Genomic DNA, 22,303 nt, shown 5'->3' with positions numbered 1-22,303 from the left:
GTCAGGTCGGCCGTGGCCTCCTGGACCTACTCGATCGGGCGTAGCTGGTCGACGAACTCGGCGAACGAGTCCGCCACGCGGCGCAGGCCGTGGTCCGGGTCGTCGAACACCACCGCGGGTTCCGGGTCGGCCAGGTCACGGCCGTAGTCGAGCAGGACCTCGCCGCCGCCGGGCGCGGCGGCGAACACGGCGATGCGGGTGTGCCCGTCGGGGTCGCGGCGCAGCTGCGCGCCCGGCTCGGGGGCGCCGGGGCCGACGCCCAGGAGCGGCCCGACTTCGAGGGCGCCGTCCGGTGTGGTGAGGTGGCGGTGGCGGGGCAGGCCCCCGTTGCGCAGGTAGAGCAGCCGCGTGTACGCGTCTGGCAGGCGGACGCCGTCCAAGTCGGCCCGCAGCGTCTTGTGCAGCGTCCCCGGGTCGGCCGGTTCCGCAGGCTCGGGAGTGTCCTCGAACCACAGTGCGGCCAGGGCCTCGCGCTTGAGGACGCGTACGTCGTCGTGGCGGGTGACCCCGGCTGCCGCACGGGCGGCCAGAAGCTCCTTGAGCAGGCGCATCTGGGTGTCCCGCAGGAAGCCCAGGGCGGCGGGAGTGCGGCGGGCGGCGTCGTGGCACGCGAGGTCGGCGCGTTCGTACGCGATCTGGAGGTCGAGCAGCGGAGCGAGGTGGTCAGGCACGGGCACGCGTTCGATCGTATGTCCGGGACACCAGCGGTCCCGGGCGGCGCGCAGCACGCCCTCGGCAGGCGACCCCGGGGGCGGGTTGACCGATCGGTTGCGCCTCGGCGCCTCCCGCGCGACCCTGGCCGGGACGCCGCCGACCATGCCGAGCGGTAGTCCAGGGGTGACCGACAGGCTCGGGGAGAACCTGCGCAGGAGGCACCGGTGCCGCGACCTATCTGGAGTGGGGCCATCAGCTTCGGGCTGGTGTCCATCCCCTGCAAGGTGGTCTCGGCGATCGGCAGCGAGCACGCGGTGAAGTTCCACCAGATGCACAAGTCCGATCAGGGCCGGGTGCGCTACCGCAAGGTGTGCGAGCTGGACGGCGCCGAGCTGGGACCCGATGAGATCGTGCGCGGCTACACCGCCCCGGACGGCCGGGTCGCGATTGTCCGCGACGAGGACCTGGAAGACCTGCCGCTGCCGACGGCCCACACCGTGGAAGTCAGCGGCTTCATTCCGGTTCAGGACGTCGCTCCGGTCCGCTGGGGCAAGCCCTACTACCTCACCCCGGACAAGTCCGGCGTCAAGCCGTACGTCCTGATGCGGGAGGCGCTGCGCCGCTCCGGCAAAGCCGCGGTCGCCAAAGTGGCGATGCGCGGCCGCGAGCAGCTGGTCCTGGTGCGCGTGCACGAGGACGTCCTGGTCATGCAGCAGATCCACTGGCCCGACGAGGTCAACCCCGCCGACCACGTGGCACCATCGGACCGGGTGACGGTCACCGACGCCGAATTGGACGCCGCCGACGCCCTCATCGAGGCGTTGGGCCCGGTCGACCTGGACGCGATGGAGGACGAGTACCAGCGCGCCGTCGACCAGCTCGTCACCGCCCGCCTCGAAGGCGAACAGCCACCCGAGGCAGGAGCGGAACGGGAGGCGGCGCCGGCGATGGACCTGATGGCCGCGCTCCGTGCGAGCGTCGCCGACGCCACCCGCCAACGCGAGGAAGGCACCGCGCCCAAGGGATCGGGCGGGAAGAAGAGCACGGCCGCGACTGCGGCGAAGCGAGCGAAGGCCTCCCCGAAGAAGACCACCGCCAAGAAGACCGCGGCGGCCAAGAAGGCGACCGCGTCCCGCGGCGGCGGAGGCCGCCGGGCGAGCTGACCCGGGCGCCGGCCGTGGACGACGTGCTGCTCGGGCCGCTGCCCGCCGTCGCGTGGGTCGACGAGACCCGCGCCCGGGCCGGGTTCACCGTGCGGGTACCGGGCTGGCCCGGGATGCGCGCCGGCGATACCGTGCACCTGGCCTGGGGCACCCGCATCATCGAGACCGTCGTCGGCCCCGACGTCCTCGGACGGCACGGCATCGGACCGGTCGATGTCCCCGTGTCGCCACACGAGATCGCGTTCGCCGGGGACGGACACTTGGTCGCGGCGTACCACGTCGAACACGCCGACGGTTTCCGGTCCGAGTGGTCGCTGCCGACCAGGACCCTGGTGGTCACCGAAGAACCGGACGCCGTCCCCGGCCAGTTGCTCTACGCGGACGGGCACCACGTCGTCTTGGACGAGGACATCGACCCCGGCCGCGTGAGGCACGCCCGTCTGTACCTTCCCGGGCCGTTCCCGGCCGGCACCGACATCGATGTCGCCTGGACCGGCTTCGGACCCGGCGGCGCGCTCCGCACCACCACCTGGCACGGCACCGCCGCCACCTTCACCCCCGCCGCGGACATCCCCGCACCCGCCGGAACCATCACCTGGTCCGCCGGACACTTCGTCGCCTTCGCGCACACCGCCACCGAGCCCGGCGGCCGGACGCTGCGGTCACCGGGCATCGCGCTGCTCGTCGCCCCGGCCTGAGCCGCAAGACTCTTCCTCGGCCGACTGGGTACCGGGCCGGTTCCTGCCGCGTCTCCCCACACTGCAGGAACCAGCACTGGCCCCTCCCCCAGGCTGCGGGACAGTCAGGCGGGGCTGACGTTCTCGGCCTGCGGGCCCTTCTGGCCCTGGGCGATGTCGAAGGACACCTTCTGGTTCTCCTGGAGCTCGCGGTAGCCGGAGCCGTTGATCGCCGAGTAGTGCACGAACACGTCCGCGCCGCCGCCGTCCTGGCTGATGAAGCCGAAGCCCTTCTCCGCGTTGAACCACTTCACGGTGCCCGTCGCCATCGACCGGTCCCCTTCACTCACGCCGCAGACGCCCCGAAAGGGGCGCCCGCCGGGCCTTCTGCGACCCGGCGATCAAGGGCCTGCCCAGTCGGCCCACCCCGCAACCACGCCTATGCGCAGCGGTCGACGCGGCCCCGGTCGCCCACGCGGTGCGGCCCGGCCGCCGTCCCTAGCCGCGCCGGGCCACACCCCTCAGGCCGTGCGTGCACGGCCCGGGACAGCAGAGTGTGCCGCGCCCCAACACGTTGGTGGAAGAGCGATGCCCGTTCTGTTCGACATCTCGCGGCCACCGCCCAGGTCCAACGCCTCTTGGAGGTGCACGCCGACCACGCACACGACGGCCGGACACCCGCCGACCGGAACGCCGGCCGCGTGTACGCGTCGGGCCCGCGCACCTGTTGGTGTGCGGGCCCGACAACGAAGGTGGGCGGTGAGCGGGCCGCCTCTCGGCGGAAGGCTCACCGAGGCTCCAGCCAGACGGTATTCCTCAGCGGCAATAGGTGAGGCCCGGGGGCACCGAACTCACCGACCATGCCGCACAACATCACCGGGACGGCGGTCATTCCCGCGTCCAGCCAGCACATCTGGTCAGCGGGCGCGGGCGCCAGCGATTTCCACGTCCGGGCAGGCGGCGACCTGGGCGGTGAGCGCGTCGTACTCGGCCTGGTCGACCGACAGGCCCCAGCGGATCTTCATCGCGATCCAGTTCCCGGTGTACTCGCATGCGTACGCCTCATACGGCGGCATCCACTCCGCCGGATCCTTGTCCGCCTTGGAACGGTTCGACGCCGCAGACACCGCAATCAACAAACGCTCGTCGTCCAGGTCGTTCGCGTACGCCTGACGCTCCGCAGCGCTCCACGCAGACGCCCCAGCTGGCGAGGAGCGCTATTGGGAACGTGCTCTATTCCTGTCGAGAGACGAGTGACGCCGTAGGTGGTGGGCTTGCCGCATTGCTACTCGTTCCCCTGCGGATCCTGAGGGCGGGGTTTGCGTGTGGTGAGGATTCCTCACTGTGGCGTGGGGTGGTCGGGATTGAGCAGGGGGGCGATGTCCTGGTGCCAGGTGCTCATTTGGTCGAGGAGTTCGGTCAGTGAGCGGTTGCGGAAGCGGATCTGGAGGTGGTTCACGCCCATCTCGCGCAGGGTGTGCATGTGTTCGGCGATCGCGACGGGGTTTCCGGTGATGGTCGGGCCGACGAGATCCCAGGTAGGGGTGCCCACGTAGACGGGTGGGGTGATGTGGCCGATGTCCAGCGGGTCGGCGATTCCGGCTTGCTCCCGGATGCGGTGGATGCAGGCGATGTCCTCGGCCATTTGGGCGTAGGGGGTGGCCTGGGGGATCCAGCCGTCGCCGCGCAGGGCGACGCGTCGCAGGGCGGGGCGGGCTTTTCCGCCGATCCAGATGGGGATGGGGCTTTGGACGGGGCGTGGGCGTAGGCCGAGTTTTCCGCCGCTGTAGGTGGGGCCGGCGATGTCGGGGTATTCGGCGGCGAAGGCGGCGCGGATGGCGTCGAGGGCTTCGTCGGTGCGGGGGCCGCGTTGGTCGAAGGGGATGCCGAGGGCGTCGAATTCGCCGCGCAGGTGTCCGGCGCCGACGCCGAGGATGACGCGGCCGTCGGAGACCCGGTCGAGGGTCATGAACGCTTTGGCGGTGGCGAGCGGGTGCCGGTAGGCGACGGTGTAGACGTTGGACAGCAGGCGGACGCGGTTGGTGATGCCGGCGAGCCATCCCAAGGTGGCGACGCAGTCGTACCAGGTGGTGGACATGTGGTCGGCGTCGGGGCCGGCGGGGATGCCGATGTGGTCGCAGACGCCCAGGTAGAAGAACCCGGTGCGTTCCGCGTGACGGGCGACGGCGGCGAGTTCGTCGGGGCCGGCGTCGTGCTCCCACGGCTCGGCGGTGCTCGCGGTCGCGGTCTGGATGGGGAGTTGCATGCCGTAGACCAGGAGGCCGGGCGGGACGATGGATGCCATGCGGAGCTCCGGAAGGGGCGGAGGGGAAGGTGGCGGGCCGGGTCGGCGGCGTCAGCTCATGGCCTGGATGACGTCCTTGCTGAACTTCTCCAGCCTGCGCGGGACTTCGTCGTCGAGGTCGCCGCTGGGCGGGAGGAGGACGACGCGGTCGGCCCCGAGTTCCGCGCACAGTTCGACGGTCCCGGGGCGGCGGTTGGCGGTGAGGGTGACTTCGATGTCGGCGGGGTTCCGGCCGGCGTCGGTGGCGGTGTCGTGCATGACATCGCGTAGGCGCCGGTATTCGTCCGGGTCGGGTCCGGCGATGGTCCAGTGCGGGTAGAAGCCGTTGCCGCGCAGGCCGGCGCGGCGGGCGGCGGCGTCGGTGTGGCCGCCGACGACGAGCGGGACGCCGCCGTCCTGGTAGGGCTTGGGGTTGGAGACGATCCGTTCGAAGTCGAAGTAGGCGCCGTGGAATTCGGTGACCTCGGTGGTCCACAGGGCGCGCATGACGTCGATGTACTCGTCGCACCGGCGGCCGCGGTCGCGGAAGTTCTGGGCGAGGGCTTCGACTTCCTCGCGGACCCAGCCGACGCCGATACCGAGGGTTACGCGGCCCTGGGCGTACCGGTCGAGGGTGGCGAGCATCTTGGCAAGGATCATCGGATGCCGCTGCGGGAGGATCAACATGCCGGTGGCCAGGCGGATCGTGCTGGTGTGGGCGGCCAGGTGCGTCATGAGGATGAGCGGGTCGGGCATCGCGCCCACAGCCGGGAGGGGGGTACGGCCGTTCTCCTTGTAGGGGTAGCGGGAGTCGTACTCGACGTTCATCAGCGCGTGGTCGATCGTCCACACCGACTCGAAGCCGAGGTCCTCGACGAGCTTGGCGAAGCGGGCGACATAGGCGCCGTCGTCGAGCGGGCCCATCTGGGGCACGGGCATGCGGATGCCGAACTTCACGGGGTGTCCTCTCGTCGCGCCGCAGCAGGTGCGGCCGGTGCGGCAGATGGCGAAGCCCCTCATTAATTGCATCACCTATGTCGCGCGTCAACTAGAATGCAAACTATTGAGGCGTGCGTCACCCCAGGTTCGGACGTGCGCCGTTCAGTCGGCGGTGAGTTCGCCGAAGTGCCGCCCGCCCGGCTCGGCGGTGGCCGCCCACAGCTCCCGGACGGTGTCGCGGACCTCGTCGATCGGCCAGTCCGCCAGGAGGCTCGGCGGCAGCGCGGGATGCGGGTCGACCAGGGCGAACCAGTCGCGGGACAGGCCCGAGCGGACCTGGTATGCCTGCGCCGCGTCCAGCCGCGCGCCGCGCAGCGGCCCGTACAGCTCCAGGAACTCCGCCAGCCGGGTGCGGTGGCGGGCCACCTCGGGGCCGGCGATGCGGAACGGCGCGGCCTCGGGCGCGTCGACCTCCGCACGGAACACGCAGCCGCTCTCCACGCCGAGGTCGCTTAGCAGCTTGCGGGCGTGTCCGGCGCGGTCGCGGGTGGCCGCCCACAAGCCGTCGAAGAGGCTGACGAATCCGGCGGCGGACAGCTGGGCGCGCAGTTCGTGGCGCAGGTCGCGCTGCGCCTCGGGGATGCTGAACGCGACCAGGCTGAGCGGCTGTTCGGCCGGGGCCGCGGTCGCGAGCATGCGGTCCCGTTCGGCCTCGGACCCGGCGCGGGTCGCGGGCGCGAGGAGGTAGCTGGTGCGCCGCCCGTCCCGCTCGCGCACCACCTTGCCCTCCGCCTGGGTGCGGCTCAGCGCGGTACGCGTGGACGACTCGGACAGCCCGAGCGCCTGCACCGCGCGCACCAGTCCGCGCGACGGCACGGCCTCGCCGGACGCGGTGTACATCGACAGCAGGCCGACGATCACCGCCGGGCGGTGCCCCCGGGCCCGGATGGCCTCCACCTGCCGCTCCACCTGCGCCGCGCTCGTCATGTGGGCCATTGTCGCCGACCTGCGCGCGCTGCGGACGCAGGGCGCCACTCCCACCTTGTTTTGCATAGATATTGACGATCGATCGAACTCATGCAAACTTTTGAGCGTCGCGCAGGTCACATTGACGGAGGAATCATGAGAGATGCCATGAACAGGTCGATTCCGCCGCGTGGTGGCTCCGGCACCCTTGAGCCCCGCGGATGCGCGGCGCGGCGTCGGCGCGCACCGGCCGGCGTCGCCCTGGTGCTCGCGGCACTGCTGGGCGCCGCGGCGTGCTCCGATGACGCCCCGAGTCGGCCGGTTGCCACGGGCACGCCGACCACCCCCGGCGTACCGGCCCCGGCCGACCCGCACGCCGCAGCCGACAACCCCCTGGCCACCGACGCGCAACGCGAACTGCTCGCCGCCGCCGGGGAGATCCTCGCGCGTCCCGAGGTCCGGCAGGCCACCGAGGACGCGACAGCCAAGCCCGCAGCCGGCTACCTCGACCCGCAGGACCGCGCCGACGTCCAGGCGTGGGTGCCCGAGCTCGCCCGCAGCATGGCGATCTCCACCGCCAACCTCGACCCCGCGCGCCCGCGCCTCGAGTGGAACAACTTCGCCGGCGCCCGCTGGGGCGTGGACAACCCCGACACCATCTACCGGTTCGCGCCGGTGTCCGCGGACTCCACGTACACGATCACCGGCCGCCGCAACACCGCGGCCGACGTCTCAATCCAGGTCGTCGAAGGCATCGGCGACGGACGCGAGACCCGCACCCTCGCCACCTTCCCCTCCCCCGGCACCGGACTCACCACCGCACCCGACGGCACCTTCACCCTCACCCTCGACGCGACCCCGGCGAACGGGCGCCCCAACCACATCCAACTCCCGCCGGGCGCGCAGCGCCTGGTCATCCGCGACACCCTCGCCGACTGGACCCAGATCCCCATGGACCTGGAGATCGCCCGCACCGCAGGCCCGCCGCCCGCCCCGCCCGCCGACAACGCGGCGCTCGCCCGGACCACCGCCGAACGCATCCGCGCCCAGGCCCCGTTTTGGCCCACCCTGACCGCGAAATACTTCGGCGGCCCCGCCAACACTCTCAGCGCGCCGCGCGGCACCGGCGGCTCGGGCCTGCCCACCCAGGTCTCCTCCAGCGCGAACTTCCGCCTCCCCGACGGCCAGGCGCTCGTCATCACCGTCGGGCGAGGGCCCGCCGCGTACCTCGGCCTGCAAATCGCCAGCTCCGCCGCGTTCGCCTCCTTCGACCACGACGACCGCACCAACTCCCTCACCGCCGCCCAGGCCCGCCCCGACGCCGACGGCCGTTACACCTTCGTCATCTCCCGCACCGACCCCGGCACCCCCAACTGGCTCGACCCCGTCGGCCACGACCACGGACTGCTCTTCATCCGCTGGCAAGGCCTCACCGGCGCCCTCGACCCCGCCGACGCCCCCCGCATGACCCTCGTCCCCACCGCCGAACTCACCAAGAACCTCCCACCCCTCGCCGCACCCGCCACACCGACCGACCGCCAGGCCCAAACCACCCAGCGCAACGCCGAGTTCCGCGCAAGGTTCAACGGCCTCCCGGCCCCGTCGTAAGGGGTGCGCACGGACCGTCTCGGCCTGGGCTGCGGTAGCCGGGCCGCCGTCGGCCTGCCGTTGCAGCGGCGAAGAGGCCCGCCTCATGCTGTTGCGACACCGGCCCGGTCCCTCTGGCCGTCGTCATGCGCTCACCCGAACATTCGTCCTTGGCAACAGCTGTCGAGCCGGCTGCTTGCGCTCGACCTGGCCGAGCACGCGCAACGCGGCCAGTGGGGATTCGTCGGCGAGAGTCGTCAGGCGCGCCCTCAGATCGGCGAGCAGGGACGCCACCTCGTCGGGCACCGGGACCGTGGCGGCGTCGACGTCGGCGATGTGCGCCTTCCAGTCGTCGAGGCAGGCGTCGACGTCCGCGGTCGGACGCTCCGGCTCCGCGTCCGCCCTCTCGCCGTGCTCCTGGGGATTGCCGCAGGCGATCCACACCAGCGGATAGGTGCGGGTGCCGCGCCAGCCGCACGCGCACGCCGCGCGTACCGCGTCCGCCCGAGGTGCCCGCGACCAAGCGGCGCCGTCGTAGAGCCACCAGTCTGTGCGGGTCTGGACGTTGCTGCCGCTGCCCGCGTCCACATACACCGGGCCCGGCTCGATCCCGTCCGCCAGGACGACCCCGCCCCGCCCCGACGCGGTCGCGGTGATGTCGAAGGACCAGATGAAGGCCGTGACGAAGCTCGACGTCTTCGGCCTGAGCCTGGTACAGGGCGTGGTCATGATGGATCGCGTCTTCGGGGAGAAGGTCCTCGCGGCGCTCTCGCTGACCGGCGAGGCCGCCGAGGCGTTCGCCGGGCACGCCGACATGTCCCTGTGGCAGGACGAGGACACCGCGTCGCTGGTGGCGTTTTTCCGCGCCGCCGTCTCCGAGACGTCGGCGAAACGCGTCGCCCGCGCCAACAGCGCCCTGGTGAGGAAAATCAACGGCGCCCGCACCGCGCTCGACCAGTCCGAGGACTGCATTTCCCAGGCCGCGAACTCCCTGATCGAGCTGATCGACCGGATCATGCGGGAGTCCTTTTCCCAGGCCGAGGTAATGGCCTGGGTGGAAGACAATTTTTCGACGACCGCAACGGACTGGTCTTTTCCGACAACGGCCGGGCCCGGGCCACCAAACGCGCGGAAGCGCTGTGCCTGGTGTATGGGGCCGGGCCGGTCGCGCGTCCCGTGTCCGCAGCCGACGACGGCACCGGGCCGAGCCCGTTCCACGACGTCCTCGCCACGGTCCTGGTCTCCGCCCGCAACCGACTCCAGCAGATCAAGCACGACGACGCCGGGACCGAGGAGGAGCGCGCGCAGGTCACGCAGCTGTTCACCGTCAGTCGTTCACAACGGTACTCACCGTCTTGGGATGGAATCCCCCGGGCCCGCCGGCCCGGGACGAGGGACCGCGACCGATGTGGACTGCTGACCCGAAGCGCGCGGCCGAGTTCCCTGAGGGGGTGCCGCAGACCGGCGTGCTGCGAGTGCCCTCGCGAGGGGAAGAGGGGCCGTACCTGCTCCGCGAGCAGAACGGCTGGGTCGAGATCACTGGGGCTGGACCAGTGCGGACGGTGTAGCTGCCTTTGGCTTTGGCCATCAGAACCAACCGGGATCGTTTGTCCTCTGGTTCTGGGACGCGGGCGCGCTAGCGACGGGTAAAGATGTTCACGAGTTCTAAGACCGCGTCCTATGTGGTCGGATGGTCGTCGGGTGCGCATACCGCCAACCCGCCCTGAAAGGGTCGGTCTGGCGCGAACACCAAGCCGCCGCCCGCAGAAGCCACTGACGCCGACGGCAAACCACCAGCTCGGGACACGATTCCCGCCGTTTGCTGGCGCTGATTCCGATGCGTCCTGCGGGCGCCGCGTCCCTGGTCGGAGTGGGCGGCGCCGGTTCTGGCCTCGGAGGGCATGCCCGCGTTCAGCGACCTCCCGCGCTTTGAGCGCACTCAAGGCCGCGACTGCTGTTGCATTTCTATACCACCTGGCTTAGTTTGCGGCGCATGGTCAGTGGTCCTGTCGCGCGCCTCCGCCTCGTCGAGGCCGCCGAACGCCTTTTCGCCGAACGCGGCGCTCATGCGGTCTCCCTGCGGGAGATCGCCATCGAGGCCGGGCAGCGCAACACGCATGCCGTGCAGTACCACTTCGGCAGCAAGCAGGCCCTGGTCGACGCGGTCTTCGAGCACCGCATGGGAGCGATCAACGCCCGCCGCAATGCGCTCCTCGACGCGTTCGAGGCCGAGGGGCGCGGCGACGACCCGTACGCGCTGACCGAGGCGTTCGTCATGCCGCTCGGCGAGGTGCTCGGCGAGCCGGGGCGGCCAAGCTGGTACCTCCGCTTCTGTGTCCGGGCGGTGGCCACCGGCGATCCGGCACTCCCTGAAGGTCCCGCCGGGTCGGAGCGCGCGGACCTGCTGCTGTCCGGCGTACGCCGCATCCACCAGCGCACCGACATCCTGCTGGCCCACCTGCACCCGGCGGTCCGAGCCGACCGCTGGACCTACTTCACGAGTTCGTGCACGCACGCCCTGGCCGACCGTGAGCAGCGTGTCGACACCGGGCCGCACGAACCCCTCACCCCCACCGACCTGTTCCTTGCGGGGCTCGTCGACGCCGCCGTCGCCGTCCTGACCGCGCCGGCCCGCGTGACCACCACAGCCCTCGCCCCCTGGCCACCCACGCCCGAGGAGTCCGCATGACCAGTCCAACCGCGTCCACCACCCGTGTCGACGTACGTCCGCTGTCCGGCTTCATCGGCGCCGAGATCCACGGCGTCGACCTCACCGCGGAGGTCTCCGCGCCTGTCGTCGCCGAGATCCGCGCCGCGCTGCTGAAGTGGAAGGTCGTCTTCTTCCGCGACCAGCACGTCAGCCAGGCGCAGCACATCGCCTTCGGCCGGTTGTTCGGCGAGGTGAGCCCCGGCCATCCGACCCTGCCGTCGGCATTCCCCGAGCACCCGGAGATCCTGCGGATCGACAACCGGACGTCGGCGTCGGACGCGGTCGGCCGCAAGGCCGCCGACGCCGACGCCGCGGTGCAGATCGAGACGCGGTGGCACACGGACGTCTCGTACCTCGCGAACCCGCCGATGGGGTCGATCCTGCGCGCGGTCACCGTGCCCCCGTACGGCGGTGACACGCAGTTCGGGAACATGGCACTCGCCTACGAGCGGTTGTCCGCGCCCCTTCGCGACCTCGTGGACAACCTGACCGCCGTCCACGAGAACACGCTGCACATCGCGCGCGGCAACGGGCCCAGCGCGTACATGAAGAAGTTCCAGGGCAACGGCATCCGCACGGTGCACCCTCTGGTGCGCGTGCATCCGGAGTCGGGCGAGAAGGTCCTGTTCGTCAATCCGCAGTACACGAGCCACGTCGTGGAACTGACGCGCCAGGAAGGCCGCCACCTGCTCGCGATGCTGTACGAGCACCTCACCTCACCGGAGTTCTTCGTGCGCTTCCGCTGGGAGCCGGACAGCATCGCCTTCTGGGACAACCGCGCCACCGTGCACCGCGTACCCAAGGACGTGCCGCCGGGGATGCACCGTTCGATGCAGCGCATCACCCTGGAAGGCGACGTCCCCCGCGGCCCCAACGGCTTCGTCTCGCACCAGCTGCCCTCCGAGTAGCCGCCCCGCAGCGCCCTCGGATGCCCTTGACGCCGGCCCCTGCGGTCGAGGCCTTCCCGGGCGTGGGTCGGGACCGAGGCTGATGAGCATGCACCCGTACGGCGGCCAGCCGCCGAGGTAGCGGTCCTCGATCTGCGCTTGGGCGGCCATCGCGGCTGGACCAGGACACGTATGCGGTTGCGTTCGCCTTTGCGACATGCCGCCGAACGCAGTCGTGATCAGGTCATGGGCCTCGTTGCGCTGGTCGATCGGCCCGCCGACCTCCGGCACCCAAAAGCGGCAGCTGGTAGTCCGTGAACAGCGGGAACGTGTTCCCGAACTGGTCGCTAGAAACGCGTTGCGGCTCACCAATGCCGACCGCGTCGAAGCCGCCTTGTGAGTTCGCGAGTTCGCGGAGGAGTTCGGCCGCGGGGACACCACTGCCAGGGCAAGGCGGGGCACCGACGAAACTCGGTGGTCTGCCGCCTGTGCTCCACGGTCTTTGGACTCGACAGGCGACCGGTTCAGCCGGCGAAGGCGGGGCGGGACAGCCCTCTCACCACGCCGAGCACTCCCATGCTCGCAACGCAAGGGGTCGGGTGGTCCCAGAACTCGGGTTCTGGCTCAGCTTCTGGATGCTGTTGGTGATCTTTGTGGCGTCAGTCCGGATTCATGGCGGGCTGGCTGGTGGCCGTGAGATCGATGGAGATTCGGGACGCCTGCAACCGACCTGCGACGGTGGGGCATGCTGTCGGTCGTGAGCGAACCGAAGTTGGCAGTGCTTTCGCAGATGTGGGACGAGTTCAGGGCCATGGCGTTCCCGCCCGGTTTCGTCGGGTGGGATCCCGCGGGCGAGTGCATGGCGTTCACGGATTCGATGGTCGCCGGCTGTGTCCACACAGCTCTGAGCCGGGACGGTTCCCTGGATGATTGGCGCCGCGGGGTCCTGGACGACCGTATTGCCGCTCTCGGGAAGGCCCTTCCGGTCATTGCCGAAGACGAGTACGCGACCACGTACTTCACTCACATGCGCAAGGTGGCCGAGCTGGCGGCCGAGATCAGCGCGGATGGTGCATGAGATGTCTTTCGCAGAACCGTCGAAACCGTGTCGGCGACCTGGGGGTTCGTGTGTCCCAGATGCCGGGGGACGTGCTTTCGCTGAGGCGGGCGATGTTGGTTCCGACGGCGGTGAGCACGTGTTGGACATGGGTTTTTGCGCGTCCTCGGTAGCGGCAGCGGCGTAGGCCGTGCGCGCGGACGGTCTCGGAGATGGTGGCTTCGCATCCGGTCCGGAGGGCGTAGTGCCGCTGCCAGGTTTCGGTGTCCTGGTCCTTGCGGGTGCGGCTCTGGATCTCGTGCAGCGGTTGGGGCATGAGGGTGAGGTGGCGTCCGCGCCCGGCGGTGTCTCCGGTGCAGCGGACGCGGTCGTCGCAGACGCGGCAGGCCGGTTTGGGGAACAGGACTGACCACCGTGGGTGGCCGTCGGCGCGGGCGGGTTTCCAAGGTGGGCTGGTGACGCCTCGCGGGCAGGTGGCGGAGAGGGTGTCCCAGTCGTAGCTGAAGTCGTCCTTGGTGACAGATCCGCACGGTCCGGTCTTGGCTGGCGCTGGCGAGCCGGGTCCCGTCCGGGGGGATGGCCAGGTTGGACGTCGAGTCGGTGAGGGTGGTGCTGGTGCCGGTGACCCGGTCCCACAGCCGCACGGTCTGGTCGTAGCTGGCGGTGGCAAGCCAGGTCCCGTCCGGGGAGATCGCCACCGCGCCCACCGAGTCCGTGTGGCCGGAGAGGGTGGCGGCGTTGGTGCCGGTGGCCCGATTCCACACCCGCACCGTGTTGGCCCCGGCGCTGGCGAGCCAGGTGCCGTGCGGGGAGATCGCCACCGCGTTCACTGGAAGGGTGTGATCGGTGAGGATGCCGGTGCAGCCGCCGGTGGCCTTGTCCCAGATCCGTACGGTCCGGTCCTGGCTGGCAGTGACGAGCCACGACCCGTCCGGCGAGATCGCCACGGCGCGAACCCACTCCGTGTGGCCGGTGAGGGTGTTGGTGCCGGTGGCCCGGTCCCAGACCCGCACCGTCCAGTCGTCCCCCTTCACTCACGCCACGGGCGCCCCGCAAGGCGCCCGCCGGGCCCTCTGCAACCCGGCGATCTAGGACCTGCCAGCGCACACACCCGCAACCACCCGAATGCGCAGCGCGCCCCAGGTGCCCTTCGGGTCGCTTGGGACGGCCCTGCCGCAGGCGACCCGCCCCTCGCGCGGATGGTCGACCTGCTCGTCGAGGAGGCCATAACCACCCCCCGCCGAACGCCGCGGGTACCTGACCGAGGCCCGATCCGGATCGATGCCAGCCGCCCCCGGACCCTCGGAAGGCGAGCTCTTACTCCCAGACGGTCGCCTTGAGGCGGATGTGCGGTTCGACTGGTACGCCGAGGACGATCTCCAGGTAGGCCAGGTGCCCTTCGCCGGTCGCCGCACAGAAGCGGGCGCCGACCGTCGGGGCGCCGGCCTGGTGACCGCCATGTGCCTTGAGCGCGGCCGCGCACTGTGCGGGTGTCGGAGGCGGACCGCCCGTCGGCAGGCGGGCAAGGGCCGTGGCCGAGCCTTCCGTGACCAGGCCGCGATCGCCGCGGTCGAACAGTGCCATCAGGTCGGCACCGTCGGCGGACGGCGCCGCCGTGGGCGGCAGCGCGTCCAAGTCCACGTAGTTGAGCCCGGGTTCGAGCATGATGTCGGCGGAGCGGACCACCAGCTCGCGCGGCGTTTCCGCCGAGGGGGACATCTGCGCGGTCGCACCGGAGTCAGGTGCTTCGGGCCGGGCTTGTGCGGGTGCGCGCGGCGTGCCGGTCCCACCGGCCGTGTCGGCCTTGGCGGAGCCGCCGGGATCCGACGCCGGAAGAGTGGCGGCCCACAGCGTCACGGCGATGCCGATGACCGGGATGACGATCCCGATGACCCACCACGCCCACCTCGGCTCACGACGACCGCTCACCTGGCCCCCCGTCCGCGCAGACCCACAGAGTCTTCCGCGAACTTAGCAGCGGCGTATGCCTGAACGCCCCCGGTTACCGCGGTCAGTCAACGGGAAGTCCAGGTTGCGCGGGAGCAGGTTTCACACGTCTTCGAGGCGCACCGGGTGCTTTTCCCACACGGGGGATCCCAGAAGCGAACTGAGGCGCGTGAAGCTGCTGCAGGAATCCGGCGCTTCAGTGCGCAGCTCGATATCGGGGGAGGCGCCGAAATCTGTCTGCTTTGATGCCGTGCCCGTCCAGCCGCTAGTCGTTGCCCTTGAAGTGGTTTTCCCTCAGATCGACACAGGCGCCACGGCTACGCCGCCCGCCGAAGTCGCCTGACTCGTACCGGCAGCAGCGCTACTCGCCGCTCCTGCCCCCCGGCCCGCCCGCTGCAGACGCCCGCTCAGGCGTGGCCCTCCGACGCCCGGCGTGTGTCGTCGGCGGCCGCTAACCTGCGGGGCTGTTCGTACCGAGGTCCGGGGACGGGGTGGCGATGAGCGTATGGGAGTACCTGGACCGCTGGGGAGGGCTCCCGGTGCACTGGTTGGAGACGCCCGTCGACCCAGAGGCGGCGAGCCCGCAGTTGCGCAACATCTGGGCCATGTCGCCGAGCCCCAAGCCGACCACGTGGGCCGAAGTGGGGGCCGCGGGGCCGCGTGCCGATCAGGTGGCGTGGGGGCTGGCCACAACGTACGACTCCGATTTCTCGTACACCGAGGTGTTCGAGGGCTTCCTGCAGGCTGTGGACACCACGCGCGTGCGTTCGTTGGTCCTGGGCTACTGGGGGAAGAGCATCCTGTCCGAGGAGCCGGCGAACCTGCCCGCCGAGTTGCTGTGCACCCATGCGGACCGCTTCCCTGCGCTGAGAAGTCTGTTCGTCGGACACATCACCAGCGACCAGCACGAGATCTCGTGGATTCCGCGCGGCGATGTGACGCCGGTGCTCGAGTCCTTCCCGGAACTGGAGGAACTGACCTACCGGTTCGGCCAACGCTCCCGTCGGGACGAGCCGTCGGACGTGTTGCGGCCTGTCCGGCACGCGCGGTTGCGCCGTCTCACGCTCCAGACCGGAGGTCTGCCCGCCCACGTTCCGGGCGCAATTGCCGCATGCGACTTCCCGGCACTCGAGCACCTGGACGTATGGCTGGGCGTCGAGTTCTACGGCGGGGACGCGACCGCTCGTGATCTCGACGCCCTCCTCGTCGGCGGCAACCTGCCTCGGCTTCGGCACCTGGGGGTGATGAACAGCGAGATCCAGGACGACATCGCCGCGGCCCTCGCCGCCGCGCCGATCGTCGCCCGTTTGGCGTCACTGGATCTGTCGATGGGGACGCTCGGCGACGCCGGCGTCGAAGCCCTGCTCACGGGACAACCGCTGACGCACCTTCAAAGCCTCACGGTGAAGCACCACTTCGTGAGCGAGTCAATGGCACGGCGACTGCGCGACCACCTGGAGCCCGCCGGAGTCGAGGTGAGCATGCCCGACGCCAACGAGCCGTACGACTGGCTCGTCGACGACGGGCAGGACGGACGGTATACGCAGGTCTCGGAATGACGTCGCCGCCGGAACCACGGCCGCGTCGGGGCCTTGGGTGTCAGCGGCCCGGTCGGACCAGGCCGGAACACCCTGCGGTAGACCACGCTGCTCCCAGCGTGGACGAGTGTGGCTGTGTCGATGAGAAGCGGCTCTGGTCCACTTCTTGTTGAGCCAGAACCAGAACTCCTGAACATCAACGCTGGCGAATCCCGGCGCGCACCGAAACACCCGTCCAGGCGCTCTCGCTTCCCAGGTTCTGGCTCAGCTTTTGGATGCTGTTGGCGATCTTGAGGGGACACGCGGTTCCTGCTCCGCGCACCGCTTGGCCTGCCGATATTCAGCTTCCGATGCCGCGGGCCATCCGCGGTCAACACCGATCGGGCCGCGCGAAGCGGAGACCTGCGGCGCAGCGCGATGGTTACCCCGAACACTCAAGATCGCCAACAGCATCGGTTTTGTGGTGCGCAACTCTTCGTCAACTCGGTCGCGGCCGCGGCTTGATCAACACTTGTCTTCGACGTAGAGCATGCGGCGGCCGGGCTCGGCGCGGATGATGGCGGGCCCGTGTCGTCGCCTCCGGCGCAGAGACGGCTGCGGCGCCCACCGGCTGCTGAACACGGGCTCCGTGAGGTGTGCCCCCAAACCACCGCCCGGGCCGATGCGCGAAGGCTGTTGGTTTCGTCATCAACCGCCTTGACGCCGAAGACGGTTCGCGGTGAGCGGGGCGTCGCCCGGGTGGGCGGTGCAGGTCGAGCCGGCTCCCTGATGCGGTGGGGCCGCACTCAAAGATAGGATGACAACTTTAGTTTCCATTCACCTATTTCGGAACTATAGTTGTCGCATGACGGTCTCTGAGATCACCCCAGAAGAGCAGGTAGAGCTCGACAAGGCCCTGTACGACGCCTTGAATCCCCTGGCCTCGGCTATTCGATCCCGTCAGACCGGGCTACCCGAGGACCGCATGTGGGCGGCCGATCCCGTCGACGTGGCGCTGTCCGTCCTGGCCGCTTGGAAAGCCATGGATGCCGAGGTCAGGCGGCTGTCTGCGCAGGCGGCGGCAACCGCCGGCTCCTACGGCGCAAGTTACGAGCAGTTGGGAGCCGTCTGGGGCATCACCCGGCAGGGTGCCCGCAAGAAGTGGCCCGGCGCCGTCAACCGCCCAGGTCCCGCGGCAGCGGGCACACGCACGCTCGCACTCTTCGGAGGCACCGCCGAGTTGGTGCAGGCGCCTGCCGGAGACTGGGGCTGGACAGGCAAGGGTGCTGACGGGGTATCCGGAACGGTCGCCGACGGGACGCGTTACGCAACCACCGAAGAAGCAGCAGCCCACGCCGGTGCATTCCTCAAGGAACACGCCCTCGGTATCGACGCCCAGTCCTGAAGACTCTGTCCTGGGTCATCTGCGCTGGGACGGGCCTGTGCCGGTGGCCGCGTCGAGGGCGTACACCGCGCGGTCGTGGCCGCCGACATGCACCGTCCCGTTCACCGCGACCGGGGTACCGGACACAGTCTCGCCCCCCCGCCAGCTATCAGGCGTCGTTCTCGGGCAACATGCAGAGGCCCCATGCCGGTTCCGGAAGCACTCAGCGTGCAGACACCACAGAAGACGAACACCGTTGCCGCTACCGCCGCCAAGACCGTCGTCGTCGTCCGCGTCCGCATCCCCGTGCCCCCGATCGGCATCGCCACGTGAAGATCACCCGTGCTCCCACGGGACCCTAGCCAATCCCCCGTCGCCCCCGGTTGCGCCCGGTCCCCCGGGCTCCCGGACGGGCGTTCACCGGCGCCCCTTGCGGCCGCCGTCGGCCCGCCGGGCCACCCGGGCCCGGACGGCTGCGGCGAGTTCGGCGTCGTGTTCGCGCATGCGGTGTCTCCCGTCGTCGCGGATGCGCGCGGTGTCCCGGCACGGGCCGCACAGCCCCCGGCTGCTCCCGGACTCGTCCCAGGGGCGGAGGTGGACCTCGTCCCAGCGTTCGTCGGTGAACTTGTCCCCGCAGGTCGTGCATCCGGGGCGCTTGGCTTCGTGTTCGGCCGCGTTGCGTTCGCGTGCGCGGCGGTCGTGTTCGGCGCGTTCGGTGCGCAGCAGGGTGTCGCCGTCCGGGTTGTCCAGCGCCTGGGTGAGGGTCTGCCAGCCGTCCATGCCGGGCAGGCGGCCCAGGCGCCACCACACCGGGCCGGCGGCGCCGTGCGCGTCCCACTCCTCGAGGGCGGTGACGAGGACGGGCACGGCCTGGTGGTGGTTGAGCGCGGTGGTGCCGGCGTACCCGTAGGGGCGGGCGGCGAAGGCGCGGGCCGCGACGTCCAGGCGGCGCATCCTCGCCAGGCGCCGCTCCCGGGTGGTGTCGGTGAACACGAACGCCACCGGCGGATAGCCGGCGCGGCCGGTCGCCGGGTACACCCGCGACCACAGGCGGAACGGGTGGACTTCCTCGTCCCGGGCGTGCTCCGCCTTCTTCGCATCCGCCTTCGGGGCCAGGAGCTCGAACCACTCGCGGTACCGGCGCAGCTTCGCCACCAGTTCGTCGACCGATTCGGTGCCGCGGTCGACTTCGACCAGGAGCACAGGCACCCCCGTGTCGGGGGCGCGAACCACGAGGTCGGCGTACTGGGTGAACCCATACGGCAGCTTGTGGGCGACCTCGGTCTCGCACGAGAGCACGGTGCCGAACCCGGCGCCGATCAGGTGCGCCGCAGCGGAGGTGACCGCGGCGGCGTGCGCGTCGAACCCGCCCGCGCCCCGCGCCCGCACCGCGCCGGCGGGCGGGGCCAGGTGCAGCGCCGACATCCGCACGTGCGGCGGCAGCATCGTCTTCGCCTCCGCATGACCGCGCGCGGTCAGCACCCAGAGCTGATGCCCGGACGCCAGTCGGGACTCCACCCGCACCATCCCCCGGCGCCGCAGGTCGCCGAGCGTGTCCCGGATGATCCGGTCATGGCGGTGGTGGGGACGGAGCATCCTCCACAGCTGCTCGCCGGTCGCCCGCTGGAACACCCCGAGGGCGACCAAGACATCAGACCGGTGAACCCCCGTTGCCTGCCACGCCTCACGTACACGTGAAGACGAGGCAGGCATAAGAGGGAAGTCGAACCCGCCCCCGGGCCCGGTTTCCCGCGCCTGGCCTGGGCTTGCAGCGTCCCCGGCCAGGACGGCCGCGGAGGGCGGCACGGAGGGAGCGGCGGAGGGACCCGCGACCCCCTTGTCCGCCGCCCCCGAACCGCCGCCCGGGGACGACCGCGGGGCGCGTTCCGCGTCGCCCGGCAGGCTGCTCTCCGCTCCCCCGGCCGGCCCGGGCCGGGCCCGCCGGGCATTCCGTTCCGCCGTTCCGCCGTGCTTTTCGTCCACGCTGCGCCTCCACCACGATCCGAGGCCGGCCCTTCGCCGACCCACAGACCGCACAGCGTGAACCGACCCCCCTTGTCCGCGGTCTGGGCCACCGCTCTGACCAGGAGAAACGCACCCGGCCTAGACCCCCTATGCCGCCGTGGCCTAGGGGTACCGCGCATGTCCGATTGGGCCCCTTGTCCTCCCGGTTCGTCCAGAAATCGGGGTGCGGTGCGCCCGGTGCGGTGCGCCCGGTGCGTGTGCGGGCCAGCACGGCGGAACGGCGGAACGGAAGACAAGGGGGGTCGGTTCACGCAGGGCGGTTCGTGGGTCGGCGAAGGGCTGGCCTCGGATCGTGGTGGAGGCGCAGCGTGGACGAAGGCAGCTGGCGCGCACCGCGCACCGCTTGCCTGGTTCGCCCGCTCCCATCCACGGTGCACAGTGACAGCGTGTGCACGCGGCACCCCCTTGTCCTGGGCTTGGACGCTGTTGGCAAAGTCCCGCGTCCGCGTACAAGATCAGGGCGTGGAGTTGCGCCCTGAACTGCTGCCCCCGCCCGTTCCCGCGGAGCGTCTCGCATGGCTGTGTGCGGAGATTGAACGGATCGAAGGCTTGGTTGCGCGCGGCGGCCCCGGAGAGGCGGACGAGGCCGTCGCGGCGTTCAACACCGAGACCGGGCACAACTACACGGTCGCCGACTTCGCGAACTACTGGCGTTCTGGCGACGTCGAGGAGTTCGCCTTGGAGGCGGCGCGCCCGGGATGGCCGAAGGTGCCCGACGTCACGCATGACGAACTTGCGGAGCTTGTACGTCGTGTCATGTCCGTCGCCCCGGACTGGGAGTACTGCCTGCTGCTCCTCCAAGTCAACGTGCCCAACCCGGGTCTAGTCGACCTGCTGTTCCCGGCGGAACTGACTGACGCGACCGCGGAAGAGATCGTCCGTGTCGCCCTGGCGTACCGCCCCACCGCGCTTTGATCTACCGCCCGAAGGGCATGGTGCACCCTGGCGATGTCAGCTGTCGCGGTAGCCGCGGTCGCCGTGTTCACTCACACACTCTGAAGACCGTGGGCGCGGCGTTCCGTTCCCTGCGCTCGGCTGTCCCCGGCAGCCGGGGACGGCGGTGAGGATCGTCGGAGCGCCTCTCGATCAGCCGTTGCGACAGATCGTGCGGATCGCCGCGTGCCATGCGCTTCCCGGATCGGCGACGAGGGGATCCACGGCTTCGAGTCGGCTGATCATCTGCGCGACGCGTTCCTCGACGGGGCCGCCCGTCCACAGGGTGCGCAAGTGTGTTTCCACGACGGCCATGCACCGCACCAGCAGCGACAGGTGTCCGTTCACTACCGCCGGTAGAGCACCCTCACGCGCGGCGATGGCGCTCACGGCGCCCGTAGTGCCGTCCAGGCACAGAACATCATCCTGGATGTAACCGATGAAGAGCAGTTGGTCGTCGAGAGCGCGGTGACTGTCGAGGAAGCCGAACTTCTCCGCGACGGGCTGCATCCGACTCGGGGTCAGGGTGATGGCCTCCATCAACCCGCGTGGCACACCGATCTCGCACACGAGGCGCCTGGCGTCACCATCGACCAAGGCCTCCGGGGCCTCGGCGACAGTGCGCAACGCGTACGCCCGGTACGCCCGAAGGAGTTCGTCGCGTATCGACGACGACATGGTTGCAACCTTTCGCGGCCTGCCATCAGGGCGTACCAATCATGGACGCCAACGCGGCTGACGATAGCCGCCCCTGCCGACAAGGCTCCCCAGCCACCCGTCGGGCGATTGCCAACTTCGCGGCGGCGCCCCCGCCCGGCGGCGTCTCCTGGGAGACAAACGCCGGGCAGAAACCGCACCTTGCTGCTACTGAAGTCTCTGTTCGACGGGCCGTCGGCAGCGCAAGCCTCCTGTGCACCCGCCGGCCTCTAGGCCGAAAACGGTGACGGTGCAGGGGCAGGTCTGCGGCGTCGCCCTTCCGGCGTGAAGGTGAAAGTCCCGGCGAACGGCCCGTCGCCGTAGCGGACGGCCAGCAGCAAAGGCTCGGCGTGTGCCGGTGGCCAGGACTGCTCTGCTCCGTCCTCGGGGCCGTTCCACAGATGGAAGAACACCATGGGCTCCCCGGGCTCTTCACCCACGTAGCCCAGCGTTTTGCCATACAACGGATTCGTCCCGCCGAACAGAACTGAAGGCGGCCCGAACCGGGCGACGACATCGCCCCACACGCGGTCCTGGGCGGCCCACACACCCGCCGTCTGGCGCAGCGAGGCATACGACGCCGAATCCAAGACTCGGTCAGGCACAAGCCAGCCCAGCCGACGCGCGATCTCCGCGTACACAGAGGAGACGCTGTAGCCGTGATCGCGAGGCAGCAGGCAGTCGAACGCCCCCTGCACCCCTGCGGCGGCCCATGCGCCGCGTCCCTCCAGAGCGTGCATTTCCTCGTTCCACGCCTGCGATCGCTGCTCGACGAACAGCAGTGAGCTTGCTCCGCTTTGACGGACACCGTCGTTGTGGTGGTCAGGCCGCTGCGAGGGCGGCTTCGTATTCGACGGGTGTGCGGTAGCCGAGGCTG

24 protein-coding genes and 1 pseudogene are annotated in these 22,303 nt (G+C 70.4%); 12 read left to right on the top strand and 13 right to left on the bottom strand.

What is annotated here, in order from left to right; translation table 11 throughout:
- Positions 1 to 26 precede the first annotated feature (26 nt).
- On the bottom strand, positions 27 to 677 hold the full coding sequence (locus ACWD12_RS38135) for an SMI1/KNR4 family protein (protein WP_450103470.1): 651 nt from the start codon (positions 675 to 677) through the stop codon (positions 27 to 29).
- 201 nt (positions 678 to 878) lie between these two features.
- Here ACWD12_RS38135 and ku point away from each other — a divergent pair, with 201 nt between their 5' ends.
- Both ku and ACWD12_RS38125 read left to right on the top strand, forming a co-directional pair.
- Positions 879 to 1,817: a non-homologous end joining protein Ku gene (ku, locus tag ACWD12_RS38130; RefSeq protein ID WP_450103469.1), complete on the top strand. Its 939-nt coding sequence runs from the start codon at positions 879 to 881 to the stop codon at positions 1,815 to 1,817.
- A 14-nt stretch (positions 1,818 to 1,831) separates the two neighbouring features.
- Complete coding sequence (locus tag ACWD12_RS38125) at positions 1,832 to 2,515, top strand: hypothetical protein (protein ID WP_450103468.1); 684 nt, start codon at positions 1,832 to 1,834, stop codon at positions 2,513 to 2,515.
- 104 nt (positions 2,516 to 2,619) lie between these two features.
- On the opposite strand, the gene ACWD12_RS38120 is transcribed toward ACWD12_RS38125, so the two are convergent.
- From ACWD12_RS38120 to ACWD12_RS38100, 5 genes are all read right to left on the bottom strand, one after another.
- Positions 2,620 to 2,823, bottom strand: coding sequence for a cold-shock protein (locus ACWD12_RS38120; RefSeq protein WP_450103467.1), 204 nt, complete (start codon positions 2,821 to 2,823; stop codon positions 2,620 to 2,622).
- Positions 2,824 to 3,411: 588 nt separating this feature from the next.
- On the bottom strand, positions 3,412 to 3,621 hold the full coding sequence (locus ACWD12_RS38115) for a hypothetical protein (protein ID WP_450103466.1): 210 nt from the start codon (positions 3,619 to 3,621) through the stop codon (positions 3,412 to 3,414).
- A 212-nt stretch (positions 3,622 to 3,833) separates the two neighbouring features.
- A complete protein-coding gene (locus tag ACWD12_RS38110) occupies positions 3,834 to 4,799 on the bottom strand; it encodes a TIGR03619 family F420-dependent LLM class oxidoreductase (protein ID WP_450103465.1) in 966 nt (321 codons plus the stop codon).
- 51 nt (positions 4,800 to 4,850) lie between these two features.
- Positions 4,851 to 5,735 carry an LLM class F420-dependent oxidoreductase gene (locus ACWD12_RS38105; protein WP_450103464.1) on the bottom strand — a complete coding sequence of 295 codons (885 nt, stop codon included), beginning with the start codon at positions 5,733 to 5,735 and terminating at the stop codon, positions 4,851 to 4,853.
- A 144-nt stretch (positions 5,736 to 5,879) separates the two neighbouring features.
- The gene (locus ACWD12_RS38100) at positions 5,880 to 6,704 is read right to left on the bottom strand and encodes a hypothetical protein (protein WP_450103463.1); all 825 of its coding nucleotides are present in this window, start codon (positions 6,702 to 6,704) and stop codon (positions 5,880 to 5,882) included.
- A 135-nt stretch (positions 6,705 to 6,839) separates the two neighbouring features.
- On the opposite strand from ACWD12_RS38100, the gene ACWD12_RS38095 reads away from it, so the two are divergent.
- The gene (locus ACWD12_RS38095; RefSeq protein ID WP_450103462.1) at positions 6,840 to 8,291 is read left to right on the top strand and encodes a hypothetical protein; all 1,452 of its coding nucleotides are present in this window, start codon (positions 6,840 to 6,842) and stop codon (positions 8,289 to 8,291) included.
- A 123-nt stretch (positions 8,292 to 8,414) separates the two neighbouring features.
- Here the strand turns inward: ACWD12_RS38095 and ACWD12_RS38090 are convergent, their stop codons facing one another.
- Positions 8,415 to 8,999 (bottom strand): hypothetical protein, encoded by a 585-nt coding sequence (locus ACWD12_RS38090; RefSeq protein WP_450103461.1) that lies wholly within the window; start codon positions 8,997 to 8,999, stop codon positions 8,415 to 8,417.
- On the opposite strand from ACWD12_RS38090, the gene ACWD12_RS38085 reads away from it, so the two are divergent.
- From ACWD12_RS38085 to ACWD12_RS38070, 4 genes are all read left to right on the top strand, one after another.
- Positions 8,950 to 9,690 (top strand): hypothetical protein, encoded by a 741-nt coding sequence (locus ACWD12_RS38085; protein WP_450103460.1) that lies wholly within the window; start codon positions 8,950 to 8,952, stop codon positions 9,688 to 9,690. The genes ACWD12_RS38090 and ACWD12_RS38085 overlap by 50 nt on opposite strands.
- Positions 9,691 to 10,263: 573 nt before the next feature.
- Positions 10,264 to 10,959 carry a TetR/AcrR family transcriptional regulator gene (locus ACWD12_RS38080; protein ID WP_450103459.1) on the top strand — a complete coding sequence of 232 codons (696 nt, stop codon included), beginning with the start codon at positions 10,264 to 10,266 and terminating at the stop codon, positions 10,957 to 10,959.
- Complete coding sequence (locus ACWD12_RS38075) at positions 10,956 to 11,888, top strand: TauD/TfdA dioxygenase family protein (RefSeq protein ID WP_450103458.1); 933 nt, start codon at positions 10,956 to 10,958, stop codon at positions 11,886 to 11,888. The genes ACWD12_RS38080 and ACWD12_RS38075 overlap by 4 nt, the downstream gene beginning before the upstream one ends.
- Before the next feature lie 736 nt (positions 11,889 to 12,624).
- On the top strand, positions 12,625 to 12,945 hold the full coding sequence (locus ACWD12_RS38070) for a hypothetical protein (RefSeq protein ID WP_450103457.1): 321 nt from the start codon (positions 12,625 to 12,627) through the stop codon (positions 12,943 to 12,945).
- On the opposite strand, the gene ACWD12_RS38065 is transcribed toward ACWD12_RS38070, so the two are convergent.
- The 3 genes and pseudogenes from ACWD12_RS38065 to ACWD12_RS38055 form a co-directional block, all read right to left on the bottom strand.
- Positions 12,926 to 13,594 (bottom strand): transposase, encoded by a 669-nt coding sequence (locus tag ACWD12_RS38065; RefSeq protein ID WP_450103493.1) that lies wholly within the window; start codon positions 13,592 to 13,594, stop codon positions 12,926 to 12,928. The genes ACWD12_RS38070 and ACWD12_RS38065 overlap by 20 nt on opposite strands.
- Positions 13,494 to 13,937 (bottom strand): annotated as a pseudogene (locus tag ACWD12_RS38060) (WD40 repeat domain-containing protein); the annotation flags it as partial. The gene ACWD12_RS38065 and the pseudogene ACWD12_RS38060, both read right to left, overlap by 101 nt.
- Positions 13,938 to 14,241: 304 nt before the next feature.
- Positions 14,242 to 14,853: a hypothetical protein gene (locus ACWD12_RS38055; protein ID WP_450103456.1), complete on the bottom strand. Its 612-nt coding sequence runs from the start codon at positions 14,851 to 14,853 to the stop codon at positions 14,242 to 14,244.
- 187 nt (positions 14,854 to 15,040) lie between these two features.
- Between ACWD12_RS38055 and ACWD12_RS38050 the strand changes: the two genes are divergently transcribed.
- The 4 genes from ACWD12_RS38050 (at position 15,041) to ACWD12_RS38035 (ending at position 18,105) form a co-directional block, all read left to right on the top strand.
- Positions 15,041 to 15,214 (top strand): hypothetical protein, encoded by a 174-nt coding sequence (locus ACWD12_RS38050; RefSeq protein WP_450103455.1) that lies wholly within the window; start codon positions 15,041 to 15,043, stop codon positions 15,212 to 15,214.
- Positions 15,215 to 15,368: 154 nt separating this feature from the next.
- Positions 15,369 to 16,430 carry an STM4015 family protein gene (locus ACWD12_RS38045; RefSeq protein ID WP_450103454.1) on the top strand — a complete coding sequence of 354 codons (1,062 nt, stop codon included), beginning with the start codon at positions 15,369 to 15,371 and terminating at the stop codon, positions 16,428 to 16,430.
- An 823-nt stretch (positions 16,431 to 17,253) separates the two neighbouring features.
- Positions 17,254 to 17,793: a hypothetical protein gene (locus ACWD12_RS38040; protein ID WP_450103453.1), complete on the top strand. Its 540-nt coding sequence runs from the start codon at positions 17,254 to 17,256 to the stop codon at positions 17,791 to 17,793.
- Positions 17,794 to 17,976: 183 nt separating this feature from the next.
- On the top strand, positions 17,977 to 18,105 hold the full coding sequence (locus tag ACWD12_RS38035; protein WP_450103452.1) for a hypothetical protein: 129 nt from the start codon (positions 17,977 to 17,979) through the stop codon (positions 18,103 to 18,105).
- Between the two features lie 84 nt (positions 18,106 to 18,189).
- Here ACWD12_RS38035 and ACWD12_RS38030 read toward each other — a convergent pair whose 3' ends face one another.
- Entirely contained in the window at positions 18,190 to 19,485 is a 1,296-nt protein-coding gene (locus tag ACWD12_RS38030) for a replication-relaxation family protein (RefSeq protein WP_450103451.1), read from the bottom strand.
- A gap of 774 nt (positions 19,486 to 20,259) precedes the next feature.
- On the opposite strand from ACWD12_RS38030, the gene ACWD12_RS38025 reads away from it, so the two are divergent.
- A complete protein-coding gene (locus ACWD12_RS38025) occupies positions 20,260 to 20,712 on the top strand; it encodes a hypothetical protein (protein ID WP_450103450.1) in 453 nt (150 codons plus the stop codon).
- A gap of 171 nt (positions 20,713 to 20,883) precedes the next feature.
- On the opposite strand, the gene ACWD12_RS38020 is transcribed toward ACWD12_RS38025, so the two are convergent.
- Together ACWD12_RS38020 and ACWD12_RS38015 are read right to left on the bottom strand one after the other, a co-directional pair.
- Entirely contained in the window at positions 20,884 to 21,408 is a 525-nt protein-coding gene (locus ACWD12_RS38020; RefSeq protein ID WP_450103449.1) for an SUKH-4 family immunity protein, read from the bottom strand.
- Positions 21,409 to 21,656: 248 nt separating this feature from the next.
- Positions 21,657 to 22,303, bottom strand: a 647-nt coding sequence (locus tag ACWD12_RS38015) for a hypothetical protein (protein WP_450103448.1), incomplete at its 5' end; no start/stop codon positions are given.

Source organism: Streptodolium elevatio (assembly GCF_053592165.1).
Note: the sequence above shows the minus strand (reverse complement) of the source record. Positions and strands in the feature narration are given on the sequence as shown.